We start from the raw sequence: 26,698 nt of genomic DNA, 5'->3' as shown, positions 1-26,698 counted from the left end.
TTCCGTCCTGTCGCCCGGTGGCTCACAATCTGGGTTCCACCCGGGCGATCCTCCGGAGCAGGGCCGGGGCGAAGCGGGACAGGGCGTGGGCGCCGCGGGCCTCCGCGGTCACCGGGGCCAGCGCCTTGTTCCGGGTCACCGCGTCCAGGATCGCGTCGGCCACCTTCTCCGGCGGATAGTTGCGCAGCCCGTACAGCCGGGCGGTCCGCTGCCGGCGCCGGCGTTCCTCCGCCTCGTCGACGCCGGTGAAACGGGCCGTGGAGGTGATGTTGGTGTTGACGAAGCCCGGACAGACCGCCGTGACCCCGATGTCCTGGGATGCCAGCTCGGCGCGCAGGCACTCGGAGAGCATCAGCACGGCCGCCTTGGAGGTGCTGTAGGCGGGCAGGGCGCGGGAGGGCTGGTACGCCGCGGCGGACGCGATGTTGACGATGTGGCCGCCCTGTCCGCGCTCGGCCATGCGCGCGCCGAAGAGGCGGCAGCCGTGGATCACGCCCCACAGGTTGACGTCCAGCACCTTGCGCCAGTCGTCGGCCGTCGTGGCGAAGAAGGAGCCCGACAGGCCGATGCCCGCGTTGTTGACCAGGACGTCCAGCACGCCGTACGCGCGGTGGACCTTCTCCGCGAGCTTCTCCATGGCCTGCTCGTCGGAGACGTCGGCCGGCTCGGCCCATGCCTCGGGCGCGCCGACCAGCCGGGACAGTTCGGCGGTGCGGGCCGCCGCCTCGGCGTCGCGGTCGACGGCGATCACGCGCGCCCCGGCCTCCGCGAAGGCGAACGCCGTGGCCCGCCCGATACCGCTGCCCGCGCCGGTGACCAGCACCAGCTGCCCGGCGAACCGGTCGGCATGGCGGCCGGTGGGCGCCGGGGCGGGCCGTCCGCCCGCCACGGACGTGATGAATTCCTCGATCCAGGAGGCGACCTGGTCGGGCCGGGTGCGCGGAATCCAGTGCTTGGCCGGGAGCGTGCGGCGGGTCAGCTGTGGCACCCACCGGTCCAGGTCGTCGTACAGCCGCTCCGAGAGGAACGCGTCCCCCTGGGGGGTGATGAGCTGCACGGGCGCGTGTGCGTACGCGTCCGGGCGCGGCCTGCTCAGCCGGGCGCGGATGTTGTCCCGGTACAGCCAGGCGCCGTGCGCCGCGTCGGAGGTGAGGGAGGCGGTCGGGTAGTCCCCGCCGGGGACCCGCTCGACCCGCTCGAGGATCTTCGGCCAGCGCTTGCCGAGCGGTCCGCGCCAGGCCAGTTCCGGCAGGGCCGGCGTGTGCAGCAGGTAGACGTACCAGGACTTGGCGCCCTGGCCGAGGAGCTGGCCCACCCGGCGGGGCGTCGGACGCTTCACGCGGGCGTTGATCCAGTGCCCGAAGTGGTCGAGGGACGGGCCGGAGATCGAGGTGAAGGAGGCGATACGGCCCTCCGTGCGGCCCACCGTGACGAACTCCCAGGACTGCACCGAGCCCCAGTCGTGCCCGACGAGGTGCACGGGCCGGTCCGGGCTGACCGCGTCCACGACGGCCAGGAAGTCGTCCGTCAGCTTGGCGAGCGTGAAGCCCCCGCGCAGCGGCTGCGGTGCCGTGGAGCGGCCGTGGCCCCGGACGTCGTAGAGGACCACGTGGAAGCGGTCGGCGAGCCGGGCCGCGACCTCCGACCAGACCTCCTTGCTGTCCGGGTAGCCGTGCACCAGGACGACCGTCGGCTGTTCCGGGTCGCCCAGCTCGGCCACGCACAGCTCGACCCCGCCGGTCCGCACCCAGCGCTCACGCGCGCCTTTCAGTGTCACTTCTCCTCCGCCCAGCGCCGCACGTGCGGCAGATCGTCGTCCAGCCAGAACGCGCTCTCCTCGGGGTCCCGGGAATCGGTGACCACCAGGATCTCCTCGAACTTCGCGCCGGTGCCCCGGAAGCCGAGGTGCGGCTCGACCGCCCACAGGCCCGGCCGCGGCGGGTGGTCCGAGAAGCGGTACGGCGACCAGAGCGGCGACCAGCCCTCGCGGTGGCCGTGCAGCGCGTCGGCGGCCAGGCCCTTGAGGGACTGGGTGCCGAACCCGAACAGGTGGGGTGACCAGCGGCGCTGCTTCACCCGGTCCACCTTGTGGGCGATCACCCCGAAGGGGTAGGCGCGGTGCCGGTTGGCGTAGCCCTGGCGGACCATCAGCCGGTCCACGTCCTGGTAGATCTCCCGCAGCGGGCGCCGCTCGCGCACCTCGCGCAGGATCAGCTCCCGGTGTGCCTCCAGGTCGGCCATCAGCCGGTCCTGCACCGGGTTCACGCCCAGCGAGCCCGAGTAGCCGATGTCCGCGGTGTACCCCTCGTACACGGGTGCCATGTCCAGGATGAACGGCATGCCCGGCTCCAGGGCGCGGTCGGTCGGGAAGAACTGGAGCGGGATGCGGAAGTCCACGAACGCCGTGCGGTCGCCGAACCAGGCGAAGGGGAGGTGGAACCAGTCCCGCACCCCGCGCTCGCGCAGCCACTCGCGCTGCATCCGCGCCGCCTCGCGCTCGGTCATTCCCGGCTCCAGGCGGGCCGCGACCGCCTCCGCGCACTCGTAGGCGAGGCGCTGCACCCGCCTGAACCCCCGCAGTACCACGGAGGGTTCGCTGCTCACTGCCGTCGTCATGCCGCCCCGTCCCGTCGCCTGGACGACTCGTCCGCCGTCCCGGCGACTTGTCCCGTCGACTCGCCCCGTCGACCGCGGTACGCGTCCGTAACTTGACACTGGTGAATGTGACAGTTGTTAGAGGCGGCGTCAATAGGCGGGATCAAGGGCTGTGGACGACGGCCGTCCGGCCAGGCTCCCTCCCACCCTGGGGCAGGTGACCCCTAGGGCCCCGTAATACCTGGGTCTGACGAGGAACGGCTCTGAGGTCTGACGACGGACGTGGTCCGGATCACTACCGTCTGAGGCGTGACTGTGATCGCGACCGAAAGCCTGAGCAAGCGGTTCCCCCGGGTGACCGCGCTCGACCGGCTGTCCGTGGACATCGGGCCCGGTGTGACCGGACTCGTCGGAGCCAACGGCGCCGGCAAGTCCACCCTGATCAAGATCCTGCTGGGGCTGTCCCCCGCCACGGAAGGCCGGGCCGAGGTGCTCGGCCTCGACGTCGCCACCAAGGGCGCCGCCATCCGCGAGCGGGTCGGGTACATGCCGGAGCACGACTGCCTGCCCCCCGACGTCTCGGCCACCGAGTTCGTCGTCCACATGGCCCGGATGTCCGGCCTGCCGCCCGCCGCGGCGCGCGAGCGCACCGCCGACACCCTGCGCCACGTGGGCCTGTACGAGGAGCGCTACCGCCCCATCGGCGGCTACTCGACCGGTATGAAGCAGCGTGTGAAGCTCGCCCAGGCCCTGGTGCACGACCCGCGGCTGGTCTTCCTGGACGAGCCGACCAACGGCCTCGACCCGGTCGGCCGCGACGAGATGCTCGGCCTGATCCGCCGCATCCACAGCGACTTCGGCATCTCGGTCCTGGTCACCTCGCACCTGCTGGGCGAGCTGGAGCGCACCTGCGACCACGTCGTCGTCATCGACGGCGGCAAGCTCCTGCGCTCCAGCTCGACCACCGACTTCACCCAGACCACGACCACCCTCGCGATCGAGGTCACCGACAGCGACGAGCACCCCGACGGCACCCGCGCGGTCCGCGAGGCGCTGCACGCGCGCGGGGTCGACACCCACGCGGAGTCCGGCGGGCTGCCCGGCGCCGGGCACATCCTGCTGCTGACCGCCACGGGCGACGAGACGTACGACCTCGTCCGCGACGTGGTCACCGACCTCGGTCTCGGCCTGGTGCGCATGGAACAGCGCCGGCACCACATCTCCGAGGTGTTCACCGGCGGCGACGAACAGCGGAAGGAGGCCGTCGGCCATGGCGGTTGAGCATTCCCCGGCAACGCCCGCCGGCGACCGGTCCCGCATCCACGACATCGGCTACCGCGGCTACGACGGCCCCCGCCTCGGCCGCGCCTACGCCCGCCGCTCGCTGTACTCGCAGTCCCTGCGCGGCGCCTACGGCCTCGGCCGCTCGGTGAAGTCCAAGGTGCTGCCGATGCTGCTGTTCGCGGTGATGTGCGTGCCTGCCGCCATCATGGTGGCCGTCGCGGTCGCCACCAAGGCGCACGAGCTGCCCGTGTCCTACACCCGGTACGCGATCATCATGCAGGCCGTGATCAGCCTGTACATCGCTTCGCAGGCGCCCCAGGCCGTCTCCCGCGATCTGCGCTTCAAGACGGTGCCGCTGTACTTCTCGCGGCCCATCGAGACCGCCGACTACGTCCGCGCCAAGTTCGCGGCGCTCGCCTCGGCGCTGTTCGTCCTCACCGGGGCGCCCCTGCTCGTGCTGTACGTGGGCGCGCTGCTGTCCAAGATGGGCTTCGCCCACCAGACCGGGGAATTCGCCCAGGGACTGGTGTCCGTGGCCCTGCTCTCGCTGCTGTTCGCCGGAATCGGCCTGGTCATCGCCGCCGTCACCCCGCGCCGCGGCTTCGGCATCGCCGCCGTGATCGCCGTGATGACCATCTCCTACGGCGCGGTCTCCACGCTCCAGGCCATCGCCTACGCCCAGGACAGCAACGGATCCATCCCGTGGATCGGCCTGTTCTCGCCGGTCACGCTGATCGACGGCGTGCAGTCCGCCTTCCTGGGCGGCAGCTCCGCCTTCCCCGGCGGGGTGGGCCCGTCCCACGGCGAGGGCGCGGTCTTCGTCCTGGCCGTGCTGGGCCTGATCGCCGCCTGCTACGGCCTCCTGATCCGCCGCTACCAGAAGGTGGGACTGTGACCACGCCCGGCCCGTCTCCCGCCACCACCCTTCCCAGGAACGGGCTGCGCCCATGAGCACTCTTTCCATCGACCACGTCTCGCGCTGGTTCGGCAACGTCGTCGCCGTCAACGACATCACCATGACCATCGGCCCCGGCGTCACCGGCCTGCTCGGACCCAACGGCGCTGGCAAGTCCACCCTGATCAACATCATGGGCGGCTTCCTCGCCCCGTCGACCGGCACGGTCACCCTGGACGGGCAGCCGGTCTGGCGCAACGAGGAGATCTACCGGCACATCGGCATCGTCCCCGAGCGGGAGGCGATGTACGACTTCCTCACCGGCCGCGAATTCGTCGTCGCCAACGCCGAGTTGCACGGCCTCGGAGACAAGGCCGCCCAGCGCGCCCTCGCCACGGTGGAGATGGAGTACGCGCAGGACCGGAAGATCGCGACGTACTCCAAGGGCATGCGGCAGCGCGTGAAGATGGCCAGCGCCCTCGTGCACGACCCGTCGCTGCTCCTGCTGGACGAGCCGTTCAACGGCATGGACCCGCGCCAGCGCATGCAACTGATGGACCTGCTGCGGAAGATGGGCGACGAGGGCCGCACGGTGCTGTTCTCCTCGCACATCCTCGAAGAGGTCGAGCAGCTCGCCCGGCACATCGAGGTCGTCGTCGCCGGGCGGCACGCGGCCAGCGGCGACTTCCGCAAGATCCGCCGTCTGATGACCGACCGCCCGCACCGCTACCTGGTGCGCTCCAGCGACGACCGCGCCCTCGCGGCGGCGCTGATCGCCGACCCGTCGACGGCCGGCATCGAGGTCGACCAGGCCGAGGGCGCGCTGCGCGTCCAGGCCGTGGACTTCGGCCGCTTCACCGCCCTGCTGCCGAAGGTCGCCCGCGACCACGGCATCCGGCTGCTCACGGTCTCGCCGTCCGACGAGTCCCTGGAGTCCGTCTTCTCGTATCTGGTCGCGGCGTAGGAGGCCGAAGATGTACGACCCCACTGTCGCCCGGCTCACCTATCGGGCCCTGCTCGGCCGCCGCCGGGCCCTCATCCTCGGCGCGCTGCCGCTGCTGCTGATCGTGATCTCCGTGGCCGTGCGCGGCCTGACCGGAGCCGACGACCAGACCGCGGCCGACGTCCTCGGCGGCTTCGCGCTCGCCACCATGGTGCCGATCATCGGTGTCATCGCGGGCACGGGCGCCATCGGCCCGGAGATCGACGACGGCTCCGTCGTCTACCTGCTGTCCAAGCCGATCAAGCGGCCCGCGATCATCTTCACCAAGCTGATCGTCGCCATCGCCGTGACCATGGTCTTCTCGGCGGCGCCGACCCTGATCGCGGGCCTGATCCTGAACGGCAACGGCCAGCAGATCGCGGTCGCCTACACGGTCGCGGCGCTGGTCTCCTCCATCGCCTACTCGGCGCTGTTCCTGCTGCTGGGCACGGTCTCCCGGCACGCGGTGGTCTTCGGGCTCGTCTACGCCCTGGTCTGGGAGGCGCTGTTCGGTTCCCTGGTGGCGGGGGCGCGCACGCTGAGCGTCCAGCAGTGGTCGCTGGCCGTCGCCCACAAGGTCGCCGGCGGGGACCTTGTGACCTCCGACGTGGGTCTGACGACGGCCACCGTCCTGCTGGTCGTGGTCACCGTCCTGGCCACCTGGTACGCGGGCCAGAAGCTGCGGTCGCTGACGCTGGCGGGCGAGGAGTAGCCGACGTGCCTTGACGGGGGCTTCACCCCCGTCGAGGCACCCTGGTTCCAGGGACGCACTGCTGGGAGGCACGGAGATGGCTGACGAGGCGCTGCCCTACGACGAATGGGACGGGGTCGGCCTGGACGAGGAGTTCATACGCTCCGCCGGGACCTCCGAGCCGTCCGCGCGGGCCCGGATGCTCGCCGCCCGCTGGCGGGCCGAGGAGCCTCAGCCGCAGCCGTGGCGCTCCGACGAGCCGCCGGCGGGCTGGTTCTTCAGCCGGGTACGCAGGCGCAGATGGCGCCGCCGGTAACGACACCCCGCGTCATGCCGGCAGCGGCACCGGGCTCCATGCCGGCAGCGGCACCCGGTTTCATGTCGGCAACGGCACCCGGCTTCACGTCGGCAGCGGCGCACGGCTTCATGTCGGGGTACGACACCCGGCTTCATGTCGGCAGCGGCGCCCCGCTTTATTCAGTGGCGTGCAACTCGGCAGAGGGGCAGAGTGGTTGTGCCCCATCCGCCGGGATCGTCCCGGCGCCACGAGCCGGGAGTGGAGGTGGGCGATGTCCATGCACGGCAGTACGCCCAGCTCCCGACAGGGCAGCCCGAGGCCGGCTCCGGAGTGATGCTCATCCCTCCGTGAAGCCACGGGGGCTGCCCGGGGCGGCCGCTTCGAGCACGCGATGTCGCTCTCGCGTGGGCCGCCCACCCGGAGGATTGGCCGAGTGGCAAGGCACCGGCTTGCGCTGTGTTCGATCAACGCGAGCCGTGGTCGGGGGCGACCCCGCGCACGTTCGATCCGTGCATCCTCCACGAGACGTTGTCACTGGGACTGGGCCGCGATTTCGGTCGGCGGTGCGTCGAGTCGGCCGCGAAGGAACCCGGTGCTGGAGGCCGTGCCCACCCGTTCCGCCCCGCGGAACGCCTGCCCACGGCGGCCCGGCCACATCGCCTGCTTACGGCGGCGCTTCCCCTACGGCAGGAACCGTTCCAGGACCACCGCGATGCCGTCCTCCTCGTTGGAGGACGTCACCTCGTCGGCGACCGAGCGGAGTTCCTCGTGGGCGTTGGCCATGGCCACGCCGTGGGACGCCCAGGCGAACATCGGGATGTCGTTGGGCATGTCGCCGAAGGCGATCGTGTCGGCGGCCTTCATACCCAGGCGGCGGGCCGCCAGGGACAGACCCGTGGCCTTGGACAGGCCGAGCGGCAGCAGCTCCACGATGCCCTCGCCCGCCATGGCCACGGTGACGAAGCCACCGGCCGCCTGCCGGGCCGCCTCCGCCAGCTCGTCGTCGCCCATCGTCGGATGCTGTACGTAGATCTTGTTGAGGGGCGCCGTCCACAGGTCGGAGGCGTCCGTGAACGGCGTCGCGGGCAGCGTTCCGGTGACCGCATAGCCCGGGCCCACCAGCACCTCGCCGTCGAGGCCGTCGCGGCTGGCCGCCAGGTACAGCGGGCCCACCTCGGCCTCGATCTTGGCCAGGGCCACGCCCGCCAGCTGCCGGTCCAGGGTGACCGAGGTCAGCAGGCGGTGGGCGCCGGCGTCGTAGACCTGGGCGCCCTGACCGCAGACGGCGAGGCCCTCGTAGCCGAGGTCGTCCAGGATGTGCCGGGTCCACGGGACGGCGCGGCCGGTGACGACGATGTGGGCCGCGCCCGCCGCGGTGGCCGCGGCGAGCGCGTCACGGGTGCGCTGCGAGACCGACTCGTCGGAGCGCAGCAGCGTCCCGTCGAGGTCGGTGGCGATCAGCCGGTAGGGGAACCCCGTCACTTCGCGACCGGCTCCAGGACCTCGCGGCCGCCCAGGTACGGGCGCAGCACCTCGGGGACCCGGACGGAGCCGTCGGCCTGCTGGTGGTTCTCCAGGATCGCCACGATCGTGCGCGGTACGGCGCACAGCGTGCCGTTGAGGGTGGCCAGCGGCTTGACCTGCTTGCCGTCGCGGACCCGGATGGACAGCCGGCGGGACTGGAACTCGGTGCAGTCCGAGGTCGAGGTCAGCTCGCGGTACTTGCCCTGGGTCGGGATCCACGCCTCGCAGTCGAACTTGCGGGCGGCCGAGGCGCCGAGGTCACCGGTGGCGACGTCGATGACGCGGAACGGCAGCTCCAGCGAGGTCAGCCACTGCTTCTCCCACTCCAGCAGGCGCTGGTGCTCCGCCTGGGAGTCCTCGGGAGCGACGTACGAGAACATCTCGACCTTGTCGAACTGGTGCACGCGGAAGATGCCCCGCGTGTCCTTGCCGTGCGAGCCGGCCTCGCGGCGGAAGCACGGGGAGAAGCCCGCGTAGCGCAGCGGCAGCCGGTCCGCGTCGATGATCTCGTCCATGTGGTAGGCCGCCAGCGGCACCTCGGACGTGCCGACCAGGTACAGGTCGTCCTTGTCGAGGTGGTACACGTCCTGGGACGCCTGGCCGAGGAAGCCGGTGCCCGCCATGGACTGCGGACGGACCAGCGCCGGGGTCAGCATCGGGGTGAAGCCGGCCGCGGTGGCCTGGGCGATGGCCGCGTTCACCAGGGCCAGCTCCAGCAGGGCGCCGACGCCGGTGAGGAAGTAGAAGCGGGAGCCGGAGACCTTGGCGCCGCGCTCGACGTCGATCGCGCCGAGGATCTGGCCGAGCTCCAGGTGGTCCCGGGGCTCGAAGCCCTCGGCGGAGAAGTCACGGATGGTGCCGTGCGTCTCCAGCGTGGCGAAGTCCTCCTCGCCGCCGACGGGCACGTCGGGGTGGACGAGGTTGCCGAGCCGGAGCAGCAGCTCCTGGGTCTCGGCGTCGGCCGCGTCGCGCTCGGCGTCGGCGGCCTTGACGTCGGCCTTCAGCTGTTCGGCGCGCTTGAGCAGCTCGGCCTTCTCGTCGCCGGCGGCCTTGGGGATCAGCTTGCCGAGCTGCTTCTGCTCGGCGCGCAGCTCGTCGAAGCGGACGCCGGAGGACCTGCGCCGCTCGTCGGCAGACAGGAGGGAGTCGACGAGCGCGACGTCCTCTCCACGGGCGCGCTGGGACGCGCGCACACGGTCGGGGTCCTCACGGAGCAGGCGAAGGTCAATCACGAGCCCAAGGCTACCGGTGCGGGGTCACCGCTCACGAATCACTATTCCGGGGAGTTCGGATTCGCGGCTTACCGTCCGTTATGCGGTAAATGCCGAGCGTGTTCCGGTGCGTCAAGGGAAAAGTGTCTCACTCCCTGGGACGGAGCAGGTCCGGGGTGCCCGGTTGACCGGATTTCCTTGTGGAGAACGGGATTTGGCGGCCCGGTTGTCCACAGGGAGCCACGCCTTCCGGAGAGTTATCCACAGGCTGTGTGGAAGGTCTGTGGACTCCGGAATTGATCACTCCGGAAACTTCGAACGGACTGAAGAATTCCCGGGTCAAACGCTGTCGACACCCACTTTCGGGTGGAAAACGGTGGCCCCAAAAGATGAACCAAAGGAAACGGGTGGACGAAGGGTGACCCAGGGAGTGGTGACCTCCGGTGGGGCTTGTAGGGCGATTTGTCGACCCGATGACCGCACCCTGTCGACTTGTCCCCAGGTCGAGAAGGGCACCTGTGGATAACTCCTGTGGATAACGTTCGTATGCAGGTAAGACCGGCTAGAAGCGGCCGTCCTGGCAGCGGGCCACCCAGTCGGCCGCCGCCATGAACTCCTCGTCCGACGTCCCCGGCAGCGTCCGCCGGGCCTCGCCCGGGGTGATGTCCGCGCGCGGATAGGAACCGAGGAAACGCACCTGGAGACAGATCCGCCGCAGCCCCATCAGCGCCTCCGCCATCCGCCGGTCGGCGATATGGCCCTCGGCGTCGATGCAGAAGCAGTAATTGCCGATACCGGCACCGGTCGGCCGGGACTGGAGCAGCATCAGGTTGATACCGCGGGAGGCGAACTCGCCGAGCAGATCGCGCAGCGCGCCGGGATGGTCGTCCCGCTGCCACAGCACGACCGAGGTCTTGTCGGCGCCGGTGGGCGCGGCCGGCCGGGCCGGACGGCCGACCAGCACGAACCGGGTCTGCGCGTTCTCCGCGTCGTGGATCCCGGTCTCCAGCGCCTCGAGGCCGTACCGGGCGGCCGCGAACTCGCCCGCGAAGGCGGCGTCGTAGCGGCCCTCCTGGACCAGACGGGCGGCGTCCGCGTTGGAGGCGGCGGACTCCCAGAGGGCGTCCGGGAGGTTCGCGCGCAGCCAGTTGCGCACCTGCGGCTGGGCCGCGGGGTGGGCGGAGACCGTCTTGATGTCCGCGAGCTTCGTGCCCGGCCGGACCAGCAGCGCGAAGGTGATCGACAGCAGCACCTCGCGGTAGATCATCAGCGGTTCGCCCGCGACCAGTTCGTCCAGGGTGGTGGTGATGCCGCCCTCGACGGAGTTCTCGATCGGCACGAACGCCGCCTCGGCCTCACCGGCCCGGACCGCGTCCAGTGCGGACTGCACCGACACGTACGGGATCAGCTCCCGGGTGGCCGCTTCCGGGAGCGTGCGCAGGGCGACCTCCGTGAAGGTGCCCTCCGGGCCGAGATAGGCATAGCTCGCTGGCATGTCCCTCACCCTAATGGCCCTAGGGGGAGCCGTCGCCCGTGTCTCGCGAAAGCCACTCGACCGTGTGGTTTGAGCCCGGTTCACCCCTCCAGCAGCCGCTGGCCGACGTATTCGCCCTTCGCCGCCCCGCCGGGCACCGCGAACAGGCCGCTCGCCTCGTGCCGGATGAACTTCGACAGCGCGTCGCCCCGGTCGAGCTTGCGCTGCACCGGTACGAAGCCGCGCAGCGGGTCCGCCTGCCAGCAGACGAAGAGCAGACCGGCGTCCGGTGTGCCGTCCGTGTCGATGCCGTCGTGGTAGGAGAAGGGACGGCGCAGCATGGCCGCGCCGCCGTTGCGGTCCGGCCGGGTGATCCGGGCGTGCGCGTTGAGCGGGACGGCGAGGTCGCCCCCGGCGCCGGTCTTCTCCAGGTCCATCGGGGTCGTCTCGGAGCCGCCGGACAGCGGCGCCCCGTCGGCCTTGCGGCGCCCGATGACCTGCTCCTGGGCGGAGAGCGACAGCTTCTCCCAGTCGTCCAGGAGCATGCGGATGCGGCGTACGACGGCGTAGGAGCCGTGCGCCATCCACGCGGGCTCCCCCGAGGCGGGCACGAAGATCCGCTGGTCGAAGTCGGCGTCGGCCGGTCTGGGGTTGCGGGTGCCGTCGATCTGGCCCATGAGGTTGCGGGCCGTCATGGGGTGGGCGGTGGCCCCCGGGCTGCGGTTGAAGCCGTTCATCTGCCAGCGCACCCGCGCGGCCGAGCCGGCGTCCTTCTGGAGCGCGCGCAGGGCGTGGAAGGCGACCAGGGCGTCGTTCGCGCCGATCTGCACCCACAGGTCGCCGTCGCTGCGGGACTTGTCGAGCCGGTCGGAGGAGAAGTCCGGCAGCGGGTCGAGGGCGGCGGGCCGCTGCTTCTCCAGGCCGGTCCGCGCGAAGAAGCCGTGCCCGAAGCCGAAGGTGATCGTCAGCGAGGACGGCCCGGCGTCCCGGGCCACACCGGTGTCGTCGTGCGGGGCGGCCTCGCCCGCCATCAGCCGCTCGGCCGTTGCCGACCAGCGGCGCAGCAGGGCCGCCGCCTCCTTGCGGCCCGCGCCGGCCGCCAGGTCGAAGGCGACGAGATGGCCGCATGCCTGGAGGCCCTCGGTGATGCCGGGCTGGTGTTTCCCGTGGAACACCGCGCGGCCGGAGCCCACGGAGGTCAGCGGGGTCGGCCCGGCGGGCGCGGCGGCGTATCCCGCGGCCGCGCCGGCCGCGCCGAGGACGAGCCCGGTGGCGCCGGCGGTGCCGAGCAGGGCGCGCCGGGAGACGCCGCCGGCGCCGGACGCGGGCTCCGCCGCCGGGGCGCCGGGGGTACGGGCCTCCCGTATGGACTGGTCAGGCATGGTGTGGTTCAGCCGATCTGCGCGTTCTTGGAGACGGTCGCCTGGTCGATGTCGGAGGTGCGTACCGTGACGGCGATCTTCCAGTCGCCCGCCACGGGGATCTGCACCCCGTTCGCAGACCAGTGTCCGGTGGTGATGTGGTCGGGGTTCACGGAGAGCGGGCCGATCTTCTGCGCCTCCAGGGTGAAGGAGACCTTCACCTCGGGGATGTCGAAGGCCCGGCCGTTGGGCCGCTGGACGTAGACGTGCATCTCGTTGCCGCCGACGCGCGCGGGGTCGAGGTCGATGCTGACGACGCCCTTGCCGTCGGTGCCGCCGGTGTCGAACGGCATGTCCAGGGTGAGCGCGCCGGACGTCGCCGAGGTGCCGGAGCCGGCCGCCGCGGAGGTGGCCGCCTTGGCCTCCTGCTCGGTGCGGCCGGGCTCGGTCTGGGTCAGCGCGGTGGTGACGGCGAGCAGCACGATGGCGACACCGGCCTCGGCGAGCACCGAGCGGCGCAGCCCGAACCGGTTCGGGTCGGCGTCCCGCAGGTGCTTTCGCCGGGCCGCGTCGACGGCCGCGCGCTGCCGGGCGAGCTGGGCGGCGCGCTCGGGGTCACCGCTGCCGGTGCCCTTGCCGCCGGTCTTGCCGGCCGCCCGCGAGGCCGCGACCTGTTCCTTGCGGGCCCGGTCCGGCTTCGCCTTCCCGGCGCCGGTCCGGTCCGTGAGCCGTCCCGTCCACCGCCGGGAGGTCACCGCGACGCCGACCAGCACCGCCACCAGCCCGATCTTGACCAGCAGCAGCTGCCCGTAGCGGGTCTCGGTGAACGCCGACCAGGAGCCGAGCTGCCGCCAGGACTGGTAGACGCCGGTGGTGACGAGCGCGAGCACGGAGCCGAAGGCCAGCCGGGAGAAGCGGCGTACGGCGGCGGCCTCGACCGGGATTTCGGCGGGCGCCCGGTACAGCGCGACCAGCAGTGCGGTGAGGCCGCCCAGCCAGGCGGCGACGGCCAGCAGGTGGACGACGTCCACCGGCATGGCGATGCCCGGCTGGAGCCCGGTGGAGGCGTGCTCGGCCATGGCCCAGCTGGTCGCGAGCCCGGCCGCGACGACCACTCCGCCGACCGCGAGCCCGAAGGTCAGGTCGCGCTTCTCCGTGCCCTCCTCCCGCCGGGTGTAGGCGCCGAAGAGGACGGCGACGAACAGCGCGGCGGCGGCGAGCAGCAGCAGCCGGGAGACCAGCGCGGCTCCGGTCTTGGTCTGGAGCACCTGGCCGAGCAGGTCGAGGTCGAAGACGTCGGCGACCTTGCCCGAGCCGGTGTACGAGCCGCGCAGGAGCAGCAGCCACAGGGTGGCCGCGGTCAGCGCGACCCAGCCGCCGACGACCAGCCGCTGGAGGGCCCGCACCCCGGCGCCGCGCTGCCAGCAGGCGAGCACGAAGGCCGCGCCGCCGGCGAGCACGATGAAGCCGGCGTAGGACACGTACCGTCCGAAGGCGTAGAGCCAGCCCACGACCCCGCCGCCCGCGGTCGGTCCGGTGCCGGAGACGACGGTCTGCGAGGGCGCCCCGATGGAGAAGGTGTAGGCGCCGGCGACGGGGTGGCTGTCCGCCGAGACGACCTGGTAGGTGACGGTGTAGGTGCCCTTGGCCAGGCCGCTCTTGAGCTTCACGGCGTACGTCGTCCCGCTCACGCCCACGGGGCTGCCCGTCTGGACCGGCTTGCCGCGGGGGTCGAGGACGCGCAGCGAGTCGTCGTTCATGGCCACCTTCTCGGAGAAGGTGAGCGACACCTGGGTGGGCGCCTTGTCGGCCACCACCCCCTGCGCGGGGTCGCTGCCGGTCAGCGCCGCATGGGCGGAGGCCGGTCCGGCGCCCGCCAGCAGCGCGCCGGTGACGGCGAGGCACAGCAGCAGCAGGATCCGCAGGCGGGGGGCGATGGTCCGGGTCACGGTGGTCCCTCCCTCAGTGGCCGGTCGACGGGTTGTACGTCGCGGACTTCACCGGCATCTCGACGGTGAGGGGCCCGGATTTGGCGAAGGTGAGCCGCACGGCGACCGTCTGGCCCTGCTTCGGCGCCCGCTTCAGCTCCTCGAACATCAGGTGGTTGCCGCCGCTCGTGAACACGAGCCGGCCGTGGGCCGGTATGGAGAAGGAGGACTTCTCCGCCATGGCACCGCCGGTGGTGCTGTGCATGGTGACCTGGCCGGCGACGTCACTGGTGACCGAGGTCAGCGTGTCCTCGGCGCCGCCCTCGTTGGTGATCGTCAGGAAGCCGGCGGCCATGTCGGCGGAGACCGGCTGGGGCATGTAGGGCGAGCTGACGGACAGCTCGGCCTCGCCCGCACCCGACTTCGAACCGGACCCGGAGCAGCCCGTCAGGGCCATGGCGCCGGCGAGCGCGGCGGCGGTCAGGGCGGCACCGCGCCTCACGGCCTGGCTCCCTCGACGAGCTTGGGCAGGTCCTTGGTGTAGTCGTCGACCGTGGCGGACTCGCCGTAGAGGACGTAACCGGCGTCGGTCTTCGGGGAGAAGGCGATCACCTGGGTGCCGTGCATCGAGACGAGCTTGCCGTTCTCGTCCTTCGTCGTCGGCTCGACGGCGATGTGGAGCGACCGGGCGCCGGCCTGGACCTTGCTGAAGTCGCCGGTCAGGCCGATGAACCGAGGGTCGATGCCCTTGAGCCACTTGCCCAGCTCGGCGGGCGTGTCGCGGCCGGGGTCGGTGGTGACGAACACGACCCGCAGGTCGTCCTGCTCGGCCTTGGGCAGCGCCTTCTTGGCGACGGCGATGTTGCTCATCGTCGTCGGGCAGATGTCGGGGCAGTGCGTGTAGCCGAAGTAGACCAGGGTGGGGTGGCCCTTGGTCTCCTTGCGGAGGTCGTACTTCTTGCCGTGGGTGTCGGTGAGGACCAGGTCCGGCTTGGTGAACGGCTGGTCGAGGACGGTGGCGGCCCTGCCCGAGCCGGAGCCGCCCGAGACCACGGCGACCGGCGACTTGTCGTCGTCCCCGTTGCCGCAGGCGGAGAGGGTCAGCGTGGCGGCGGCGAGCAGCGCGGCCGCGGCGAACGTCTTCTTGCGCATAGGAAAATGTCCCAGATGTGTGTACTCCGGCGCGCACCGGGGTCGTGCGGGGGCGTCGTGGGAGGGCCCGGCACGACGCCCGGTGCGCGCCGCGGAACGAGGGCTCAGGCGGCGGTCCGGCGACGGCCCGCGAGGACGCCGTAGGCCACGCCCGCGATGCCGATGACGATGCCGGCCACGCCGAGCACGCGCGCGGTGGTGTCGGTGCCGCTGTCGGAGTCCTCGGCGGCGGCCGTCTTCTCGGTCTTGCCGGTCTTGTCGTCGGCCCCGGCCGCGCTCGCGGAGCCGTGGTGGTCGTCGGTGGCGGCGGACAGCTCCAGGACCGGGGCCGGGTTCTCCGGCTCGTCCTGGCCCTCCTGCGGCACCTCGATCCAGCGCACGACCTCCTTGTCGGAGTACGTCTGGATCGCCTTGAACACCAGCTGGTCCGCGTCCTCGGGCAGGGCGCCCAGGGAGATCGGGAACTTCTGGAAGTAGCCGGGCTCGATGCCCTTGCCGTCGGCGGTCCAGGTGACCTTGGTGACGGCCTCGTCGATCTTCTCGCCGTGCATGGTCAGGGGCTTGTCCAGCTTCGACTTGGTGACGTCGATCTTCCAGCCGGGGAGCGGCTGCGGCATCACCGAGGCGATCGGGTGGTCGGCCGGGAGGCTCACCTCGATCTTGGTGGTCGAGGCGTTGTCGCGCTCGTTCGGGACCTTGAAGTCGACGACCGCGTAACCGCCCTTGGCCGCGGTGTCTTCCGGCTGCACGGAGACGTGCGCGAAGGCGGGGGCGGACAGGGCGAGGACGGCCGAGCCGGCGACGACGGTGGCGGCGGCGATACGAGAAGCCTTCATGGCAGGGAGCACTCCAGTCGGGGTGGGTTCCGTTGGTGATCAGGAGTACGCGTGCGCGAGGACGGGCCACTCGTGGCGGCCCGGACCGATGTGCGCACGCGTGCGCCGCACGACGGCGGCCCTCCTGTCCGGCTCCCCGTTTCGGGGTCCGCTGGAGTGGTTCGCGTCGTGTCAGGCGGCGAGGAGGAACGCGGCGGCGGGCGGGCCGCGCCGGATCACCGTGTGCTGGAGTACGGCGGTGTGCGGTGCCGGGGCGTCGTCCCGGTGGCGGCGCGGCGCGCGCGGGCCGGGCCCGCCGACGGGCAGCAGACCGGCGCACAGGGCGCGCGTCAGCGCGAGTGCGGCGCGCAGGGACCGGACGAGCGCCCCCTCCGTGACTCCATGCGCCGACAGCTCGATCAGCCGCAGCACGGCCAGGTCCCCGCGGCGCAGCAGCCAGCCGGCGGCGACGGCCGCGAGCACGTGGCCGAGCAGCATCGGCAGCGAGGGCAGCAGGCCGGCCGAGGCGCCGGCGGCGTCGTGGGCATGCTGGAGCATGGCCGCTGCGGCCGTCGGCCGGCCGGAGCGGTCTATGAGCCGCGCGTCCAGCAGCAGCCGGAAGGCGTGTCCCGGGGTGAGGGACGCCGGGGTCGAGCCGCACACGAGCCGCGTGGCCTGCTCGACCAGCGCGTTGTCGCTCAGTGCGCCCGTGAAGCCGGTGGACCCGGTGGTCACGGTGCCGTTCATGGACCCCATCGGCATCCCGCCGGAGGCCATCGCGGCCCCGTGCCCGCCCAGCCCGAACAGCGTGTGCAGCACGGTCTGGCCGACGGCGAGGAGCGCCGCGATGCCCGGCAGCGAGCGGGCCCGTCCGGCGAGCGGTGCCACGAGCAGCAGGGAACCGAGGAAGCCCGCACCGAGCGTCCACAGCGGCACGCCCGCGCAGGAGGCCAGACTGTGCCCGCCCGCGGCCAACACGACGCAGACCGCGGCGAACACCGCGGCCCGCAGGATCCGGAGCCCGGCTCCGGGACGCGCCGTGCACGGGTGGGGGGCAGTCATGGCGGGGTCATCATCGCACTGCCCTCACTCGCCGTGTACGGCAGGTGGTCTGAGCCGTCCCTCATACACCGATTCCTCCCCCGGCGCATCGACCGTATGGGCGGCGTCACGTCAACGGAGTGCTTACGGCCACTCACGGGCGGCAATACGTAACGGTATGTCGAGCCGCGGCCAGGAGGCTGGAGCATGAGCATCTGGTGGTCACTCCATCTGCGGCGCGAGGCCGCGAGCGTGCCGCTCGCACGGCGGCTGCTGATCGGCACGATGGAGACGGCGGGCGTCGACCCGGAGATCTCGTACGACCTGTCGGTCGCCCTCAGCGAGGCCTGTGCGAACGCCGTGGAACACGGGGGGAACCACGCGCCCGGTGTCTCGGAGGCCTACCGGGTGACCGCGTACCTCGACGGGGAGAAGTGCCGTATCGAGGTGGCCGACTCCGGTCCCGGCTTCACCCGCACCCAGGACCTGCGGCCCGCCCGCCCGGACTCCGAGCACGGACGCGGCCTCTGCCTCATCCGGGAACTCGCCGACCACGTCCACATCGGGGCCAAGCCCGGCCGCGGCGGGACGGTGGTCAGCTTCGACAAGATCCTCAAGTGGAAGAAGGATCCCTCGCTGCTCACGGCGTAGCGCACGCGCCCGGCCGGCCGGGCGGGAGCGGTCTTCGTCCCTTCCACGGACCGCCCGCCGCCGGCTCGGCCGCTGGTCTCCGCCGCCCGCTGCCGGTTCAGCCGCTGGTCTCCAGTACCTTCGCCAGGACCTCCAGCGCCTCCGGGTACGCCCGCTCCCGGGGCGTGCCGTAGCCGACGACCAGTCCCTGCGGCCGGCCGGGGCCCGGGGTGTGCCAGTGCTCGCCCAGGGTGCCGAGCGCCAGGCCCTCCGCCTCCGCGCGGGCCAGCACCCCGGCCTCGTCCGGCACCTCGATCAGCGCGTGCAGCCCGGCCGCGATCCCGTGCACGCTCCGCCGCGCCCCGAGCCGGTCCAGCAGCTGGTCCCGGCGCCGCCGGTAGCGCAGCCGGCACGCGCGTACGTGGCGGTCGTAGGCGTGGCTGACGATGAGTTCGGCGAGCGCGAGCTGGCCGATCGTCTCGGTGTGGTGGTCGCTGTGCAGCTTGGCCTCGGCGACCGCGGCGGCCAGGTGCGGCGGCAGCACCATCCAGCCGAGGCGCAGCGCGGGGCCGAGCGTCTTGGAGGCGGTGCCCAGGTAGACGACGTGGTCCGGTGCCATGCCTTGCAGGGCGCCGACCGGCTGCCGGTCGTAGCGGAACTCGCCGTCGTAGTCGTCCTCGACGATCAGCCCGCCCCGCGCGCGGGCCCAGTCGGTCAGCGCCCGGCGCCGCTCGGGGTGCAAGGTCACCCCGGTCGGGTACTGGTGGGCCGGCGTGACCACCACGGCCGCCACCTCGCCCAGCTCCCCCGGGCGTACCCCGTGGGCGTCGACCGGGACCGGCAGCACCGTTCCGCCGTTGTGCCGGACCACCTCCCGGTGAAACGGCAGCCCGGGGTCCTCCATGGCGACGGCGGCGCCGCCCAGCACCCGCGTGAGCAGCGCGAGGCCCTGCACGTACCCGGAGGTGACGACGATCCGCTCCGGCGGCGCGAGCACCCCGCGCGTCCGGCCCAGATAGCCGGAGAGCGCGGCGCGCAGCTCGGGGCGGCCGCGCGGGTCGCCGTAGTCGTACGCCGGTGACGGGGCCGTCGCCACGGCGCGGCGCAGCGCCCGCAGCCAGGCCGCCGCCGGGAACGCGCCGACGTCCGGGCTGCCGGGGCGCAGGTCGAAACGGGGCGCACGCGCGTGTGCGGCCGTTCCCGGTTCCTCCGTCCGCACGGCGGGCAGCTCGGCGACCCGGGTACCCGAGCCCTGCCGTGCCGTCAGATAGCCCTCGGCGACGAGCTGGTCGTAGGCGGCCTTGGCGGTGCCGCGCGAGATCCCGAGGTCGGCCGCGAGCCGCCGGGTGGCCGGCAGCCGGGTGCCGGGCGTGAGCCGCCCGTCCCGCACGGCGTCCCGCAGCGCCCGCTCCAGCCCGACCCGGCGTCCGTCCACCGCGTCGGGTTCGAGCCGCAGGTCCACACCGACACCGGACCAGAAGTCGTCGTCCACGTCTCCACCCCCCGTCACCGCACGCGCCCCCGGAGCGGCGCGAGCCTCCGCCGACACGCGGCTTCGCCGCGCGGGCGCGGCCGGCCACGACCCCCGGCAGACGAAAAGGCCGGGCACCTTCCGGTACCCGGCCATCGGACTTCGGATCAGCCCTTCAGCGAGGCCATCCACGCCTCCACGTCGGCGGAGCGCCTCGGCAGCCCGTCGGAGAGGTTCCGGTTGCCGTCCTCCGTCACGAGGATGTCGTCCTCGATCCGGACGCCGATGCCCCGGTACTCCTCCGGGACCGTCAGGTCGTCGGCCTGGAAGTACAGGCCCGGCTCGACCGTCAGCACCATCCCCGGCTCCAGCACACCGTCCACGTACGTCTCGGTCCGCGCGGCGGCGCAGTCGTGGACGTCCATGCCGAGCATGTGGCCCGTGCCGTGCAGCGTCCAGCGGCGCTGGAGGCCCAGTTCGAGGACGCGCTCGACCGGGCCCTCGACCAGACCCCACTCGACGAGCCTCTCGGCCAGCACCCGCTGGGCGGCGTCGTGGAAGTCGCGGTACTTGGCGCCCGGCTTCACGGCCGCGATGCCCGCCTCCTGGGCGTCGTACACGGCGTCGTAGATCTTCTTCTGGATCTCGCTGTACGTGCCGTCGACCGGCAGCGTGCGGGTCACGTCGGCCGTGTACAGCGTGTGGGTCTCCACGCCCGCGTCCAGCAGGAGCAGGTCGCCGGAGCGGACCGGGCCGTCGTTGCGGACCCAGTGCAGGGTGCAGGCGTGCGGGCCGGCGGCGCAGATGGAGCCGTAGCCGACGTCGTTGCCCTCCACGCGCGCGCGGAGGAAGAAGGTGCCCTCGATGTAGCGCTCGGAGGTCGCCTCGGCCTTGTCGAGGACCTTCACGACGTCCTCGAAGCCGCGGACCGTGGAGTCGACGGCCTTCTGGAGCTCGCCGACCTCGAACTCGTCCTTGACCAGGCGGGCCTCGGAGAGGAAGACGCGCAGCTCCTCGTCGCGCTCGGCGGTGACCTTGTCGGTCAGGGCCGCCTCGATGCCGGCGTCGTGGCCGCGCACCACGCGGACCGGGCCGGTGGCCTCGCGGAGCCGGTCGGCCAGCTCGCGCACGTCGGAGGCCGGGATGCCGTACAGCGCCTCGGACTCGGTGAGGGAGTGGCGGCGGCCGACCCACAGTTCGCCCTGGCCGGAGAGCCAGAACTCGCCGTTCTCCCGGTCCGAGCGGGGCAGGAGGTAGATCGTCGCCTCGTGGCCGTCGCCCCTGGGCTCCAGCACCAGGACGCCGTCCTCGGTCTGGTTGCCGGTGAGGTACGCGTACTCCACGGAGGCGCGGAAGGGGTACTCGGTGTCGTTCGAGCGGGTCTTCAGGTTGCCCGCCGGGATGACCAGACGCTCGCCCGGGAAGCGGGCGGAGAGCGCGGCGCGGCGGCGTGCGGTGTGCCCGGCCTGCTCGATCGGCTTCAGGTCACGCAGCTCCGTGTCGGCCCAGCCGGACTTCATGTTCTCGGCCAGCTCGTCGGAGACGCCCGGGTACAGGCCGTTCTTCCGCTGCTTGACGGTCTCCTCGGACTCGGTCTCCGGGCCCTCCGCGGTAGCGGAGTCGGGCACAGCCGGGTTGAGCTCGTCGGACACGTGATCCTCCTCGATACGCCATTGATCTCCCCCGGGGCCCGCGCGCTCCTGCTTGTGGCCGAGCGGGGACCTCCATCATCGTACGGTCGTACCGGGAGCGGACGGGGGCCGGATGACCTGTTATGGCCGGTCATGCCAGCCGCCCGGAACGGCGCTCGGTCGCAACGGCCCTCGGCCGGGGACGGCGCTCGGTCGCCGGGGTCGTCGGCCGGGCGGGGCGCTAGGTCGCAGCGGGCCGTCGGCCGGACGGGGCCGGGCTCAGTCGAAGCGGGCCGCCAGCAGCACCACGTCCTCCTCGCTGTCGGCGGCGGCCGGACCGTCCGGCAGGACCGTGCGCAGGACGTGGTCGGCGACGGCTCCCGGATCGTGCCGCACCGCGCGCGGGATGCTCGCGGCGGCGGCGTGCAGCCGGGCGAAGGCGCGGTCCATCGGGTCGCCGGTACGGTGCAGCAGCCCGTCGGTGTAGAGCAGGACCGTCTCCCCGGCCTCCGCCTGGATCTCCACGCTGGGCGCCTCCCAGCAGGCGAGCATGCCGAGCGGCGCGGAGACGGAGGTCTCGGCGAACTCGGTGCGCCGCTCGCCGATCAGCAGCGGCGGGCTGTGCCCGGCACCGGCCAGGGTGATCTTGCGCAGGGCGGGCTCGCAGTAGGCGAACAGGGCGGTGGCGGAGCGGGCGGGCTCGGTCAGCCGCAGCAGCAGCTCCAGGTCGGACAGGACGGCGACCGGGTCCTCGCCCTCCATCACGGCATAGGCCCGCAGGGAGGCGCGCAGCCGGCCCATGGCGGCCACCGCGCTGGGGCCGGAGCCGGTCACCGAGCCCACGGACAGGCCGAGCGCGGCGTCCGGCAGCGGCAGTGCGTCGTACCAGTCGCCGCCGCCGCGTGCGCTCGTGCGGTGCCGGGCGGCGAGCTGGACGCCGGCCACCCGGGGCAGCCGGGAGGGCAGCAGTTCCTCGGTGATGGTCGCCACGCACGCGCGCGTGCGTTCCACCTCCAGCAGCCGCCCGAGGTGCTCGGTGGCGTGCCGGATGTAGAGGCCGGCGAGATGGCGCCGGCGCTCGTCCGGCTCGGCCGGTTCGTCGTAGAGCCAGACGGCGGCGCCGAGGCGGCCGGCGGACTCGGTGGCGAGCGGGAGGGCGTAGCTGGCGGCGTAGCCGAGGCGGGCGGCCACCTCGCGGTGGCGCGGATCGAGGCCGTCCTCGGCGAACAGGTCGGAGTGGACGCTCTCGGCGCCGCCGCCGGGGTCGTACGGCAGGGCGCCGCGCGGCACGGTCTCCAGGTGGCCGAGGTCGGCGCGGCCGAGACCGAGGCCGAGGGTGGTGTGGGGGCCGAGCCCGTCGGCGGGCTCCAGGGCGACCAGTCCGCGGCGGGCGCCGACCAGGGCGGCTCCGGCCCGCAGCAGCTCGTTCAGGGCGGGGTCGAGGGCGTTGGTGCGGGAGAGGCGCTCGGTGAGTTCGTGGAGGGTCGTGAGGTCGGAGACCCAGCCGGCCAGCCGGTCCTGGAGGAGGGTGCCGGGGGCGGGGGCGCCCGGCGCGGGGACCGGGGAGGGGCCGGTACCGGGGGCGTGAGGGGCGGGCGAGACAGTGTGTGCGGGAGTGGGCAGTGTGGGATCGATTCCGGCCACTTTCGGAGGGTGCGGGGCGTTCATGGCGTCCGGCTCTCAGACCGGTGCGTATTGCTCAGAAGCATCGCAAACCCCCATGTGATTCTGCGCCGCTAGCAGTGTCTCCACATGTACACGCACTCGTAAGGGGATGTCCAGCATTGTCCTGCGGGGATTCCTGGTGTCCGTGGGGCGGACGAGGGTTTTTCCCGAACCCCTTGCCTTACTGCCAAGTTGGCTCAAAACTGCCTGAGGTAACGGTCCATTGCGGTCGACTGGCCTTGCTCCACGGAGCGTCACAGCGGTCGTGATGGGTACGTACTCGGAGAAGGCCAGGGGTGGTTGGGGGCCACCCGGAACCTGGCGACGGACCCGGGCGTCATAGCCACCGACGGCCGAGCCCCATCCTCCCGTGGCGGAGGCGGAGAGAAATACGCGCGACGGCAAAACGCCAGACTTCGCCACCCCTACGCCGCAACCGTGCTTTTGATAGACGCACTATGGACGCGGACGCGGCCGACGCTCGACCCCACGGGATTCCCCATGCCGTGCGCGGGGGTGTGGTGCGCCATTAGATACGCACAGTGAAGTGATCGACACATGGTGTGATGTGGCCCACGGTGTTGCCAGCGGTGCAACGGAAAGGAACGAGCGCTCATGCGCGAGATCCTCGGAAGGCGACGCAGGCTTCTGTCCAGGCGGAACGGCGACAGGCCTGAGCTGATCGGCGCGGCCCTGACCTTCGCGACGGAATGGCAGTGGCCGGTACTCCCCGGTGTGGCACCGGACCCGCAGGGTCGGGCCCGCTGCGCCTGCCCGGACCCGGAGTGCACGGTCCCCGGTGCGCACCCCTTCGACCCCGGCCTGCTCGCGGCCACCACCGACGCGCGCATGGTGCGCTGGTGGTGGACGAACCGGCCGAGCGCCCCGATCATCCTGGCCACGGGCGGCACGGCGCCCTGCGCGGTGAGCCTGCCGGCGCTCGCCGCCTCCCGTGCCCTCGCCCTGCTCGACAAGCGCGGCATGCGGCTGGGTCCGGTGATCGCCGCGCCGACCCGCTGGGCGCTGCTCGTGCGGCCCTACTCCATGGAACAGCTCGGCGAACTGCTCTACGCCAAGGACTTCGTCCCCGGCTCCCTGCGCTTCCACGGCGAGGGCGGCTACGTCGCCCTGCCCCCGTCCGAGACCGGCCAGGGCGCCGTCCGCTGGGAGCGTGCCCCGCTGCCCGGCTCCGCCTCACCCTGGGTGCCCGGGGTGGAGGCCGTGGTGGACGCGGTGGTGGACGCCCTCACTCGTACGGGTGTGAGCGCGCCCGAGTTGTAGGGGTGTCCGGCGCGGAGGGGCCGGGCCGGCCCCGTCGGCTCGTAATCTTCCGGGCATGCTGCGTCATTCCGGCGGCCACAGAGCCCCACAGCCGCACCGCGGCGGGCGGGACCCCCGAAAGCTTCGACTGCTCGCCCTCACGGGTGCCGTGGCGGTCGTCGTCGCGCTGCCGCTGACCGTGGCGTCCGCGGGGCAGGTGGGCGACGCCGGCCGGGCCGCCGGACCGGCCGCCCCCCGGGGCGACGCCAAGGCCGGCGCGGGCACCGCCCGCCGCTCCCCCTTCCTGCTCGGCATCGGGCTCGCCACGGCCGCCCGGTGCGGTCCCGAACTCACCACGCCGGACGGCATCGAGGCGCAGACCTGTGTGCTGACGCAGGGCGAGGACACCTGGGCGCGCACGTACTACCGCAACGCCACCGGCGCGTCGCTGGACTCCGTGCTGAGTCTGATGGGGCCGGGCGCCCGGACCGTGCAGACGCACTGCGCCACCGGGGCCGACGACGAGCCCGCCACCTGTGAGACGCCGCGTGAGCGCCGCCGCGGCGGACCGGACGCCTACACGGCCGTCACCGAGTTCGCCGAACGCGGCGCGGAAGGGGCGCTGCTGCTCCGCTCCGGCAGCAACTCCTAGCGGAACAAAGGGAGTTGACGTCCCGCCGCGTACTGTCCACCGCACGCGGACATGGAAAGGCCCGGTTGCTGGCGACGGGGGATGCACCAGCAACCGGGCTACTGGAACGGTAACAAGAGATCGGCGGTTCGCAAATTCGGTCTTGGCAATTCGGACACCGAATTCCCCGTCGAAACGGCGAGTTGTGACAGGAGTCACCTGCCGCTCGGCGCGGTGTCACGGCTGAATGGTCGGTCAGCCGTGACACCCGCGCGCGGCGCGTCAGCTGAGCGTGACCTGCCGGTTGGTGAGGCCGCCGCGCGCCCGGCGCTCCTCCGGCGTGAGCGGCTCCTGGACGGCGAGGGCGGCGGCGAGGCGCTCGGCGAACTCGGCGGCCGGCTTCTCCACGTCCTCGGCCGAGACACCGCTCGGCAGGTCCCAGACCGGCACGATGAGGCCGTGAGCACGGAAGGAGCCCACGAGCCGGGTGCCCTCGCCGAGGCTGGAGCGGCCGGCGGCGTGCAGCCGTGCGAGAGCGTCCAGAAGCTGCTCCTCCGGATGCGGCATGACCCAGCGCAGGTGGTTTTTGTCCGGGGTCTCGCACCAGTACGCGGCGTCCACGCCGGACAGCTTCACGGTCGGGATGGCGGCGGCGTTGGCCCGCTCCAGGGAGGCCGTCACCTCAGGGGTGGCGTTCTCCGCGTCCGGCACCCAGAACTCGAAGCCGTCGTGCACGACCGGTTCGAACGCGCCCTCCGGGTCCAGCAGGTCCTGGAGCCGCGGGCCGTCGGCGGGAGCGCGGCGGCCCTGCACCGGCGTGCCGGGCTCGGCCTGGAGCGCACGCTGGAGCGTGTCGGCGAGGTCGCGGCTGATGTCGCCGGACGACGTGTCGTTCTGCAGGCCGATCAGGACCGAGCCGTCGTCCCGGCGCAGTGCGGGCCAGGCCATCGGCAGCACCGTGGCCAGCGTGACCGAGGGGACGCCCTCGGGCAGGCCGCCCTTCAGGGGCAGTTCGGCCGTCGCGGCCGGGACCAGCTCGCGCAGCGCGATCCAGTCGCACTCGCCGGGCACTCCCTCGAACGGGCGCTGCACCAGCTCGGTCCCGGCGTGCGCGGCGGCGCGGCCGTGACAGGCCTTGTAGCGCCGGCCGCTGCCGCAGGGGCACGGTTCGCGGGCGCCGACAACCGGGATCTCCCCGTCGATCAGCTGCGGCTTGACCTTCGTCTGGGGTCGCTTCTTGGCCATGGTGGGTGTCTCCCGGTTACGGCTCTTCTCGTACGGCGGGAGCCTAGCCGTTCGGGCCATGGCGGACGGGAACCTGTGGACAACGCACGGGCGCTCGACGCCGGCGGTGTGCACCGACGGGTGACGCCGTTGGGCCGTCCGCGGTCACTCCAGGTCGTCGAAGGCGTCCGCGAAGTCCAGGCCGGACAGGTCCGGCAGCGTCAGGTCCGCGGCCGTCATGCCCGGCAGCGTCAGGTCCGCGAGCGGCAACTGCGATGCCGCCGGACGGGTGACGCGCGTAGCGAAAGCGCCGCGGCGGCACCCGGCGTCGGGATCGTGGACGTCCTCGTGGACCAGCACCCAGACCGTCACCTCACCCTGGATGTCGTCCCGGACGCCCCAGTCGTCGGCGAGAGCCGTGATGATGTTCAGCCCGCGGCCGCCGTGCGCGGTCACTGACGGCGTGGCGGGCGCCGGGCGGGTCGGGCCGCCGCCGTCCGTGACCTCCACGACGAGCCGCCCGCGCGCGTCGACCCGCCACGCGGCGCGGACGTCGCCGTCCCCGGCCGGGGCGTTCCCCAGGGGCCGCCCGTGTTTACAGGCGTTGCTCAACAGTTCCGAAAGGATCAGTACGGCATCGTCGATGACCGATTCCGATACGCCACCGCTACGCAGTTGCGCCCGCATCCGGTGCCGCGCCTTCCCCACGCCCGCAGGGCCGTGGGGTACGGCCATGCTCGACGACGTCGGCACTTCCTGTGCCACCACCAACGCCACCCCCGAGACCTCCTTCGCCCCACGCCACGGTGTGGATGCCCCTTTGGCCTGTACCGGAAACCGGCCAATCCTCTTCCGGTGACGCACTCGACACGGGCGCACACGCACCGAACGCGCCGGAGCACTCCCCGTGACCGAGCCTGCCGGAGAGCGGCCGG

General features: G+C 72.5%; 24 protein-coding genes and 1 tRNA gene. 9 read left to right on the top strand and 16 right to left on the bottom strand.

What is annotated here, in order from left to right; translation table 11 throughout:
- Positions 1-22: 22 nt before the first annotated feature.
- Together JK361_RS25455 and JK361_RS25450 are read right to left on the bottom strand one after the other, a co-directional pair.
- Entirely contained in the window at positions 23-1,777 is a 1,755-nt protein-coding gene (locus JK361_RS25455) for an SDR family oxidoreductase (RefSeq protein WP_201822080.1), read from the bottom strand.
- A complete protein-coding gene (locus JK361_RS25450) occupies positions 1,774-2,616 on the bottom strand; it encodes a M24 family metallopeptidase (protein WP_201822078.1) in 843 nt (280 codons plus the stop codon). The genes JK361_RS25455 and JK361_RS25450 overlap by 4 nt, the downstream gene beginning before the upstream one ends.
- A gap of 294 nt (positions 2,617-2,910) precedes the next feature.
- Here JK361_RS25450 and JK361_RS25445 point away from each other — a divergent pair, with 294 nt between their 5' ends.
- The 6 genes from JK361_RS25445 (at position 2,911) to JK361_RS25420 (ending at position 7,266) form a co-directional block, all read left to right on the top strand.
- On the top strand, positions 2,911-3,876 hold the full coding sequence (locus tag JK361_RS25445) for an ABC transporter ATP-binding protein (RefSeq protein ID WP_201822346.1): 966 nt from the start codon (positions 2,911-2,913) through the stop codon (positions 3,874-3,876).
- On the top strand, positions 3,866-4,774 hold the full coding sequence (locus JK361_RS25440; RefSeq protein WP_201822076.1) for an ABC transporter permease subunit: 909 nt from the start codon (positions 3,866-3,868) through the stop codon (positions 4,772-4,774). The genes JK361_RS25445 and JK361_RS25440 overlap by 11 nt, the downstream gene beginning before the upstream one ends.
- Before the next feature lie 52 nt (positions 4,775-4,826).
- Positions 4,827-5,738 carry an ABC transporter ATP-binding protein gene (locus JK361_RS25435; RefSeq protein WP_201822075.1) on the top strand — a complete coding sequence of 304 codons (912 nt, stop codon included), beginning with the start codon at positions 4,827-4,829 and terminating at the stop codon, positions 5,736-5,738.
- A 10-nt stretch (positions 5,739-5,748) separates the two neighbouring features.
- Positions 5,749-6,468, top strand: a complete 720-nt coding sequence (locus JK361_RS25430) for an ABC transporter permease subunit (RefSeq protein ID WP_201822073.1) — start codon at positions 5,749-5,751, stop codon at positions 6,466-6,468.
- A 76-nt stretch (positions 6,469-6,544) separates the two neighbouring features.
- A complete protein-coding gene (locus tag JK361_RS25425; protein ID WP_201822071.1) occupies positions 6,545-6,763 on the top strand; it encodes an SGM_3592 family protein in 219 nt (72 codons plus the stop codon).
- A 401-nt stretch (positions 6,764-7,164) separates the two neighbouring features.
- Positions 7,165-7,266, top strand: a tRNA-OTHER gene (locus JK361_RS25420).
- A gap of 160 nt (positions 7,267-7,426) precedes the next feature.
- On the opposite strand, the gene JK361_RS25415 is transcribed toward JK361_RS25420, so the two are convergent.
- From JK361_RS25415 to JK361_RS25375, 9 genes are all read right to left on the bottom strand, one after another.
- A complete protein-coding gene (locus JK361_RS25415) occupies positions 7,427-8,227 on the bottom strand; it encodes an HAD family hydrolase (protein WP_201822069.1) in 801 nt (266 codons plus the stop codon).
- Entirely contained in the window at positions 8,224-9,501 is a 1,278-nt protein-coding gene (gene serS / locus JK361_RS25410) for a serine--tRNA ligase (protein WP_201822066.1), read from the bottom strand. Before serS ends, JK361_RS25415 begins: the two co-directional genes overlap by 4 nt.
- 541 nt (positions 9,502-10,042) lie before the next feature.
- Positions 10,043-10,975 carry a prephenate dehydratase gene (gene pheA / locus JK361_RS25405; RefSeq protein ID WP_201822064.1) on the bottom strand — a complete coding sequence of 311 codons (933 nt, stop codon included), beginning with the start codon at positions 10,973-10,975 and terminating at the stop codon, positions 10,043-10,045.
- An 80-nt stretch (positions 10,976-11,055) separates the two neighbouring features.
- Complete coding sequence (gene efeB, locus JK361_RS25400) at positions 11,056-12,336, bottom strand: iron uptake transporter deferrochelatase/peroxidase subunit (RefSeq protein ID WP_201822062.1); 1,281 nt, start codon at positions 12,334-12,336, stop codon at positions 11,056-11,058.
- An 8-nt stretch (positions 12,337-12,344) separates the two neighbouring features.
- On the bottom strand, positions 12,345-14,264 hold the full coding sequence (locus JK361_RS25395) for a copper resistance CopC/CopD family protein (RefSeq protein WP_201822060.1): 1,920 nt from the start codon (positions 14,262-14,264) through the stop codon (positions 12,345-12,347).
- Between the two features lie 13 nt (positions 14,265-14,277).
- A complete protein-coding gene (locus JK361_RS25390) occupies positions 14,278-14,700 on the bottom strand; it encodes a copper chaperone PCu(A)C (protein ID WP_201822345.1) in 423 nt (140 codons plus the stop codon).
- A 41-nt stretch (positions 14,701-14,741) separates the two neighbouring features.
- The gene (locus JK361_RS25385) at positions 14,742-15,395 is read right to left on the bottom strand and encodes an SCO family protein (RefSeq protein WP_201822059.1); all 654 of its coding nucleotides are present in this window, start codon (positions 15,393-15,395) and stop codon (positions 14,742-14,744) included.
- A 104-nt stretch (positions 15,396-15,499) separates the two neighbouring features.
- On the bottom strand, positions 15,500-16,231 hold the full coding sequence (locus JK361_RS25380) for a YcnI family copper-binding membrane protein (RefSeq protein ID WP_201822057.1): 732 nt from the start codon (positions 16,229-16,231) through the stop codon (positions 15,500-15,502).
- 171 nt (positions 16,232-16,402) lie between these two features.
- On the bottom strand, positions 16,403-17,272 hold the full coding sequence (locus JK361_RS25375; RefSeq protein WP_201822055.1) for a hypothetical protein: 870 nt from the start codon (positions 17,270-17,272) through the stop codon (positions 16,403-16,405).
- A gap of 186 nt (positions 17,273-17,458) precedes the next feature.
- Here JK361_RS25375 and JK361_RS25370 point away from each other — a divergent pair, with 186 nt between their 5' ends.
- Positions 17,459-17,902 carry an ATP-binding protein gene (locus JK361_RS25370; RefSeq protein WP_201822053.1) on the top strand — a complete coding sequence of 148 codons (444 nt, stop codon included), beginning with the start codon at positions 17,459-17,461 and terminating at the stop codon, positions 17,900-17,902.
- Between the two features lie 97 nt (positions 17,903-17,999).
- Here the strand turns inward: JK361_RS25370 and pdxR are convergent, their stop codons facing one another.
- The 3 genes from pdxR to JK361_RS25355 form a co-directional block, all read right to left on the bottom strand.
- Positions 18,000-19,373 (bottom strand): MocR-like pyridoxine biosynthesis transcription factor PdxR, encoded by a 1,374-nt coding sequence (gene pdxR / locus JK361_RS25365; RefSeq protein WP_201822051.1) that lies wholly within the window; start codon positions 19,371-19,373, stop codon positions 18,000-18,002.
- A 146-nt stretch (positions 19,374-19,519) separates the two neighbouring features.
- A complete protein-coding gene (locus JK361_RS25360; RefSeq protein ID WP_201822050.1) occupies positions 19,520-21,004 on the bottom strand; it encodes an aminopeptidase P family protein in 1,485 nt (494 codons plus the stop codon).
- 258 nt (positions 21,005-21,262) lie between these two features.
- Positions 21,263-22,651 carry a PP2C family protein-serine/threonine phosphatase gene (locus JK361_RS25355; protein ID WP_201822048.1) on the bottom strand — a complete coding sequence of 463 codons (1,389 nt, stop codon included), beginning with the start codon at positions 22,649-22,651 and terminating at the stop codon, positions 21,263-21,265.
- Between the two features lie 612 nt (positions 22,652-23,263).
- On the opposite strand from JK361_RS25355, the gene JK361_RS25350 reads away from it, so the two are divergent.
- Positions 23,264-23,929, top strand: coding sequence for a bifunctional DNA primase/polymerase (locus tag JK361_RS25350; protein WP_201822046.1), 666 nt, complete (start codon positions 23,264-23,266; stop codon positions 23,927-23,929).
- A 55-nt stretch (positions 23,930-23,984) separates the two neighbouring features.
- On the top strand, positions 23,985-24,560 hold the full coding sequence (locus tag JK361_RS25345) for a hypothetical protein (RefSeq protein WP_236053547.1): 576 nt from the start codon (positions 23,985-23,987) through the stop codon (positions 24,558-24,560).
- Between the two features lie 261 nt (positions 24,561-24,821).
- Here the strand turns inward: JK361_RS25345 and JK361_RS25340 are convergent, their stop codons facing one another.
- Both JK361_RS25340 and JK361_RS25335 read right to left on the bottom strand, forming a co-directional pair.
- A complete protein-coding gene (locus tag JK361_RS25340; protein WP_201822045.1) occupies positions 24,822-25,784 on the bottom strand; it encodes a DUF5926 family protein in 963 nt (320 codons plus the stop codon).
- 144 nt (positions 25,785-25,928) lie between these two features.
- Entirely contained in the window at positions 25,929-26,627 is a 699-nt protein-coding gene (locus tag JK361_RS25335) for an ATP-binding protein (protein WP_201822044.1), read from the bottom strand.
- Positions 26,628-26,698: the final 71 nt, after the last annotated feature.

It is taken from the genome of Streptomyces musisoli, from assembly GCF_016741855.1.
GTDB classification, from domain to species: Bacteria; Actinomycetota; Actinomycetes; order Streptomycetales; family Streptomycetaceae; genus Streptomyces; species Streptomyces musisoli.
Note: the sequence above shows the minus strand (reverse complement) of the source record. Positions and strands in the feature narration are given on the sequence as shown.

Coding starts and splice junctions, on each gene's coding strand:
- JK361_RS25450 (WP_201822078.1), bottom strand. CDS start 2,616: ATGACGACGGCAGTGAGCAGCGAACCCTCCGTGGTACTGCGGGGGTTC.
- JK361_RS25440 (WP_201822076.1), top strand. CDS start 3,866: ATGGCGGTTGAGCATTCCCCGGCAACGCCCGCCGGCGACCGGTCCCGC.
- JK361_RS25435 (WP_201822075.1), top strand. CDS start 4,827: ATGAGCACTCTTTCCATCGACCACGTCTCGCGCTGGTTCGGCAACGTC.
- JK361_RS25430 (WP_201822073.1), top strand. CDS start 5,749: ATGTACGACCCCACTGTCGCCCGGCTCACCTATCGGGCCCTGCTCGGC.
- JK361_RS25425 (WP_201822071.1), top strand. CDS start 6,545: ATGGCTGACGAGGCGCTGCCCTACGACGAATGGGACGGGGTCGGCCTG.
- pheA (WP_201822064.1), bottom strand. CDS start 10,975: ATGCCAGCGAGCTATGCCTATCTCGGCCCGGAGGGCACCTTCACGGAG.
- efeB (WP_201822062.1), bottom strand. CDS start 12,336: ATGCCTGACCAGTCCATACGGGAGGCCCGTACCCCCGGCGCCCCGGCG.
- JK361_RS25390 (WP_201822345.1), bottom strand. CDS start 14,700: ATGGCCCTGACGGGCTGCTCCGGGTCCGGTTCGAAGTCGGGTGCGGGC.
- JK361_RS25385 (WP_201822059.1), bottom strand. CDS start 15,395: ATGCGCAAGAAGACGTTCGCCGCGGCCGCGCTGCTCGCCGCCGCCACG.
- JK361_RS25380 (WP_201822057.1), bottom strand. CDS start 16,231: ATGAAGGCTTCTCGTATCGCCGCCGCCACCGTCGTCGCCGGCTCGGCC.
- JK361_RS25375 (WP_201822055.1), bottom strand. CDS start 17,272: ATGACTGCCCCCCACCCGTGCACGGCGCGTCCCGGAGCCGGGCTCCGG.
- JK361_RS25370 (WP_201822053.1), top strand. CDS start 17,459: ATGAGCATCTGGTGGTCACTCCATCTGCGGCGCGAGGCCGCGAGCGTG.
- JK361_RS25355 (WP_201822048.1), bottom strand. CDS start 22,651: ATGAACGCCCCGCACCCTCCGAAAGTGGCCGGAATCGATCCCACACTG.
- JK361_RS25350 (WP_201822046.1), top strand. CDS start 23,264: ATGCGCGAGATCCTCGGAAGGCGACGCAGGCTTCTGTCCAGGCGGAAC.
- JK361_RS25345 (WP_236053547.1), top strand. CDS start 23,985: ATGCTGCGTCATTCCGGCGGCCACAGAGCCCCACAGCCGCACCGCGGC.
- JK361_RS25340 (WP_201822045.1), bottom strand. CDS start 25,784: ATGGCCAAGAAGCGACCCCAGACGAAGGTCAAGCCGCAGCTGATCGAC.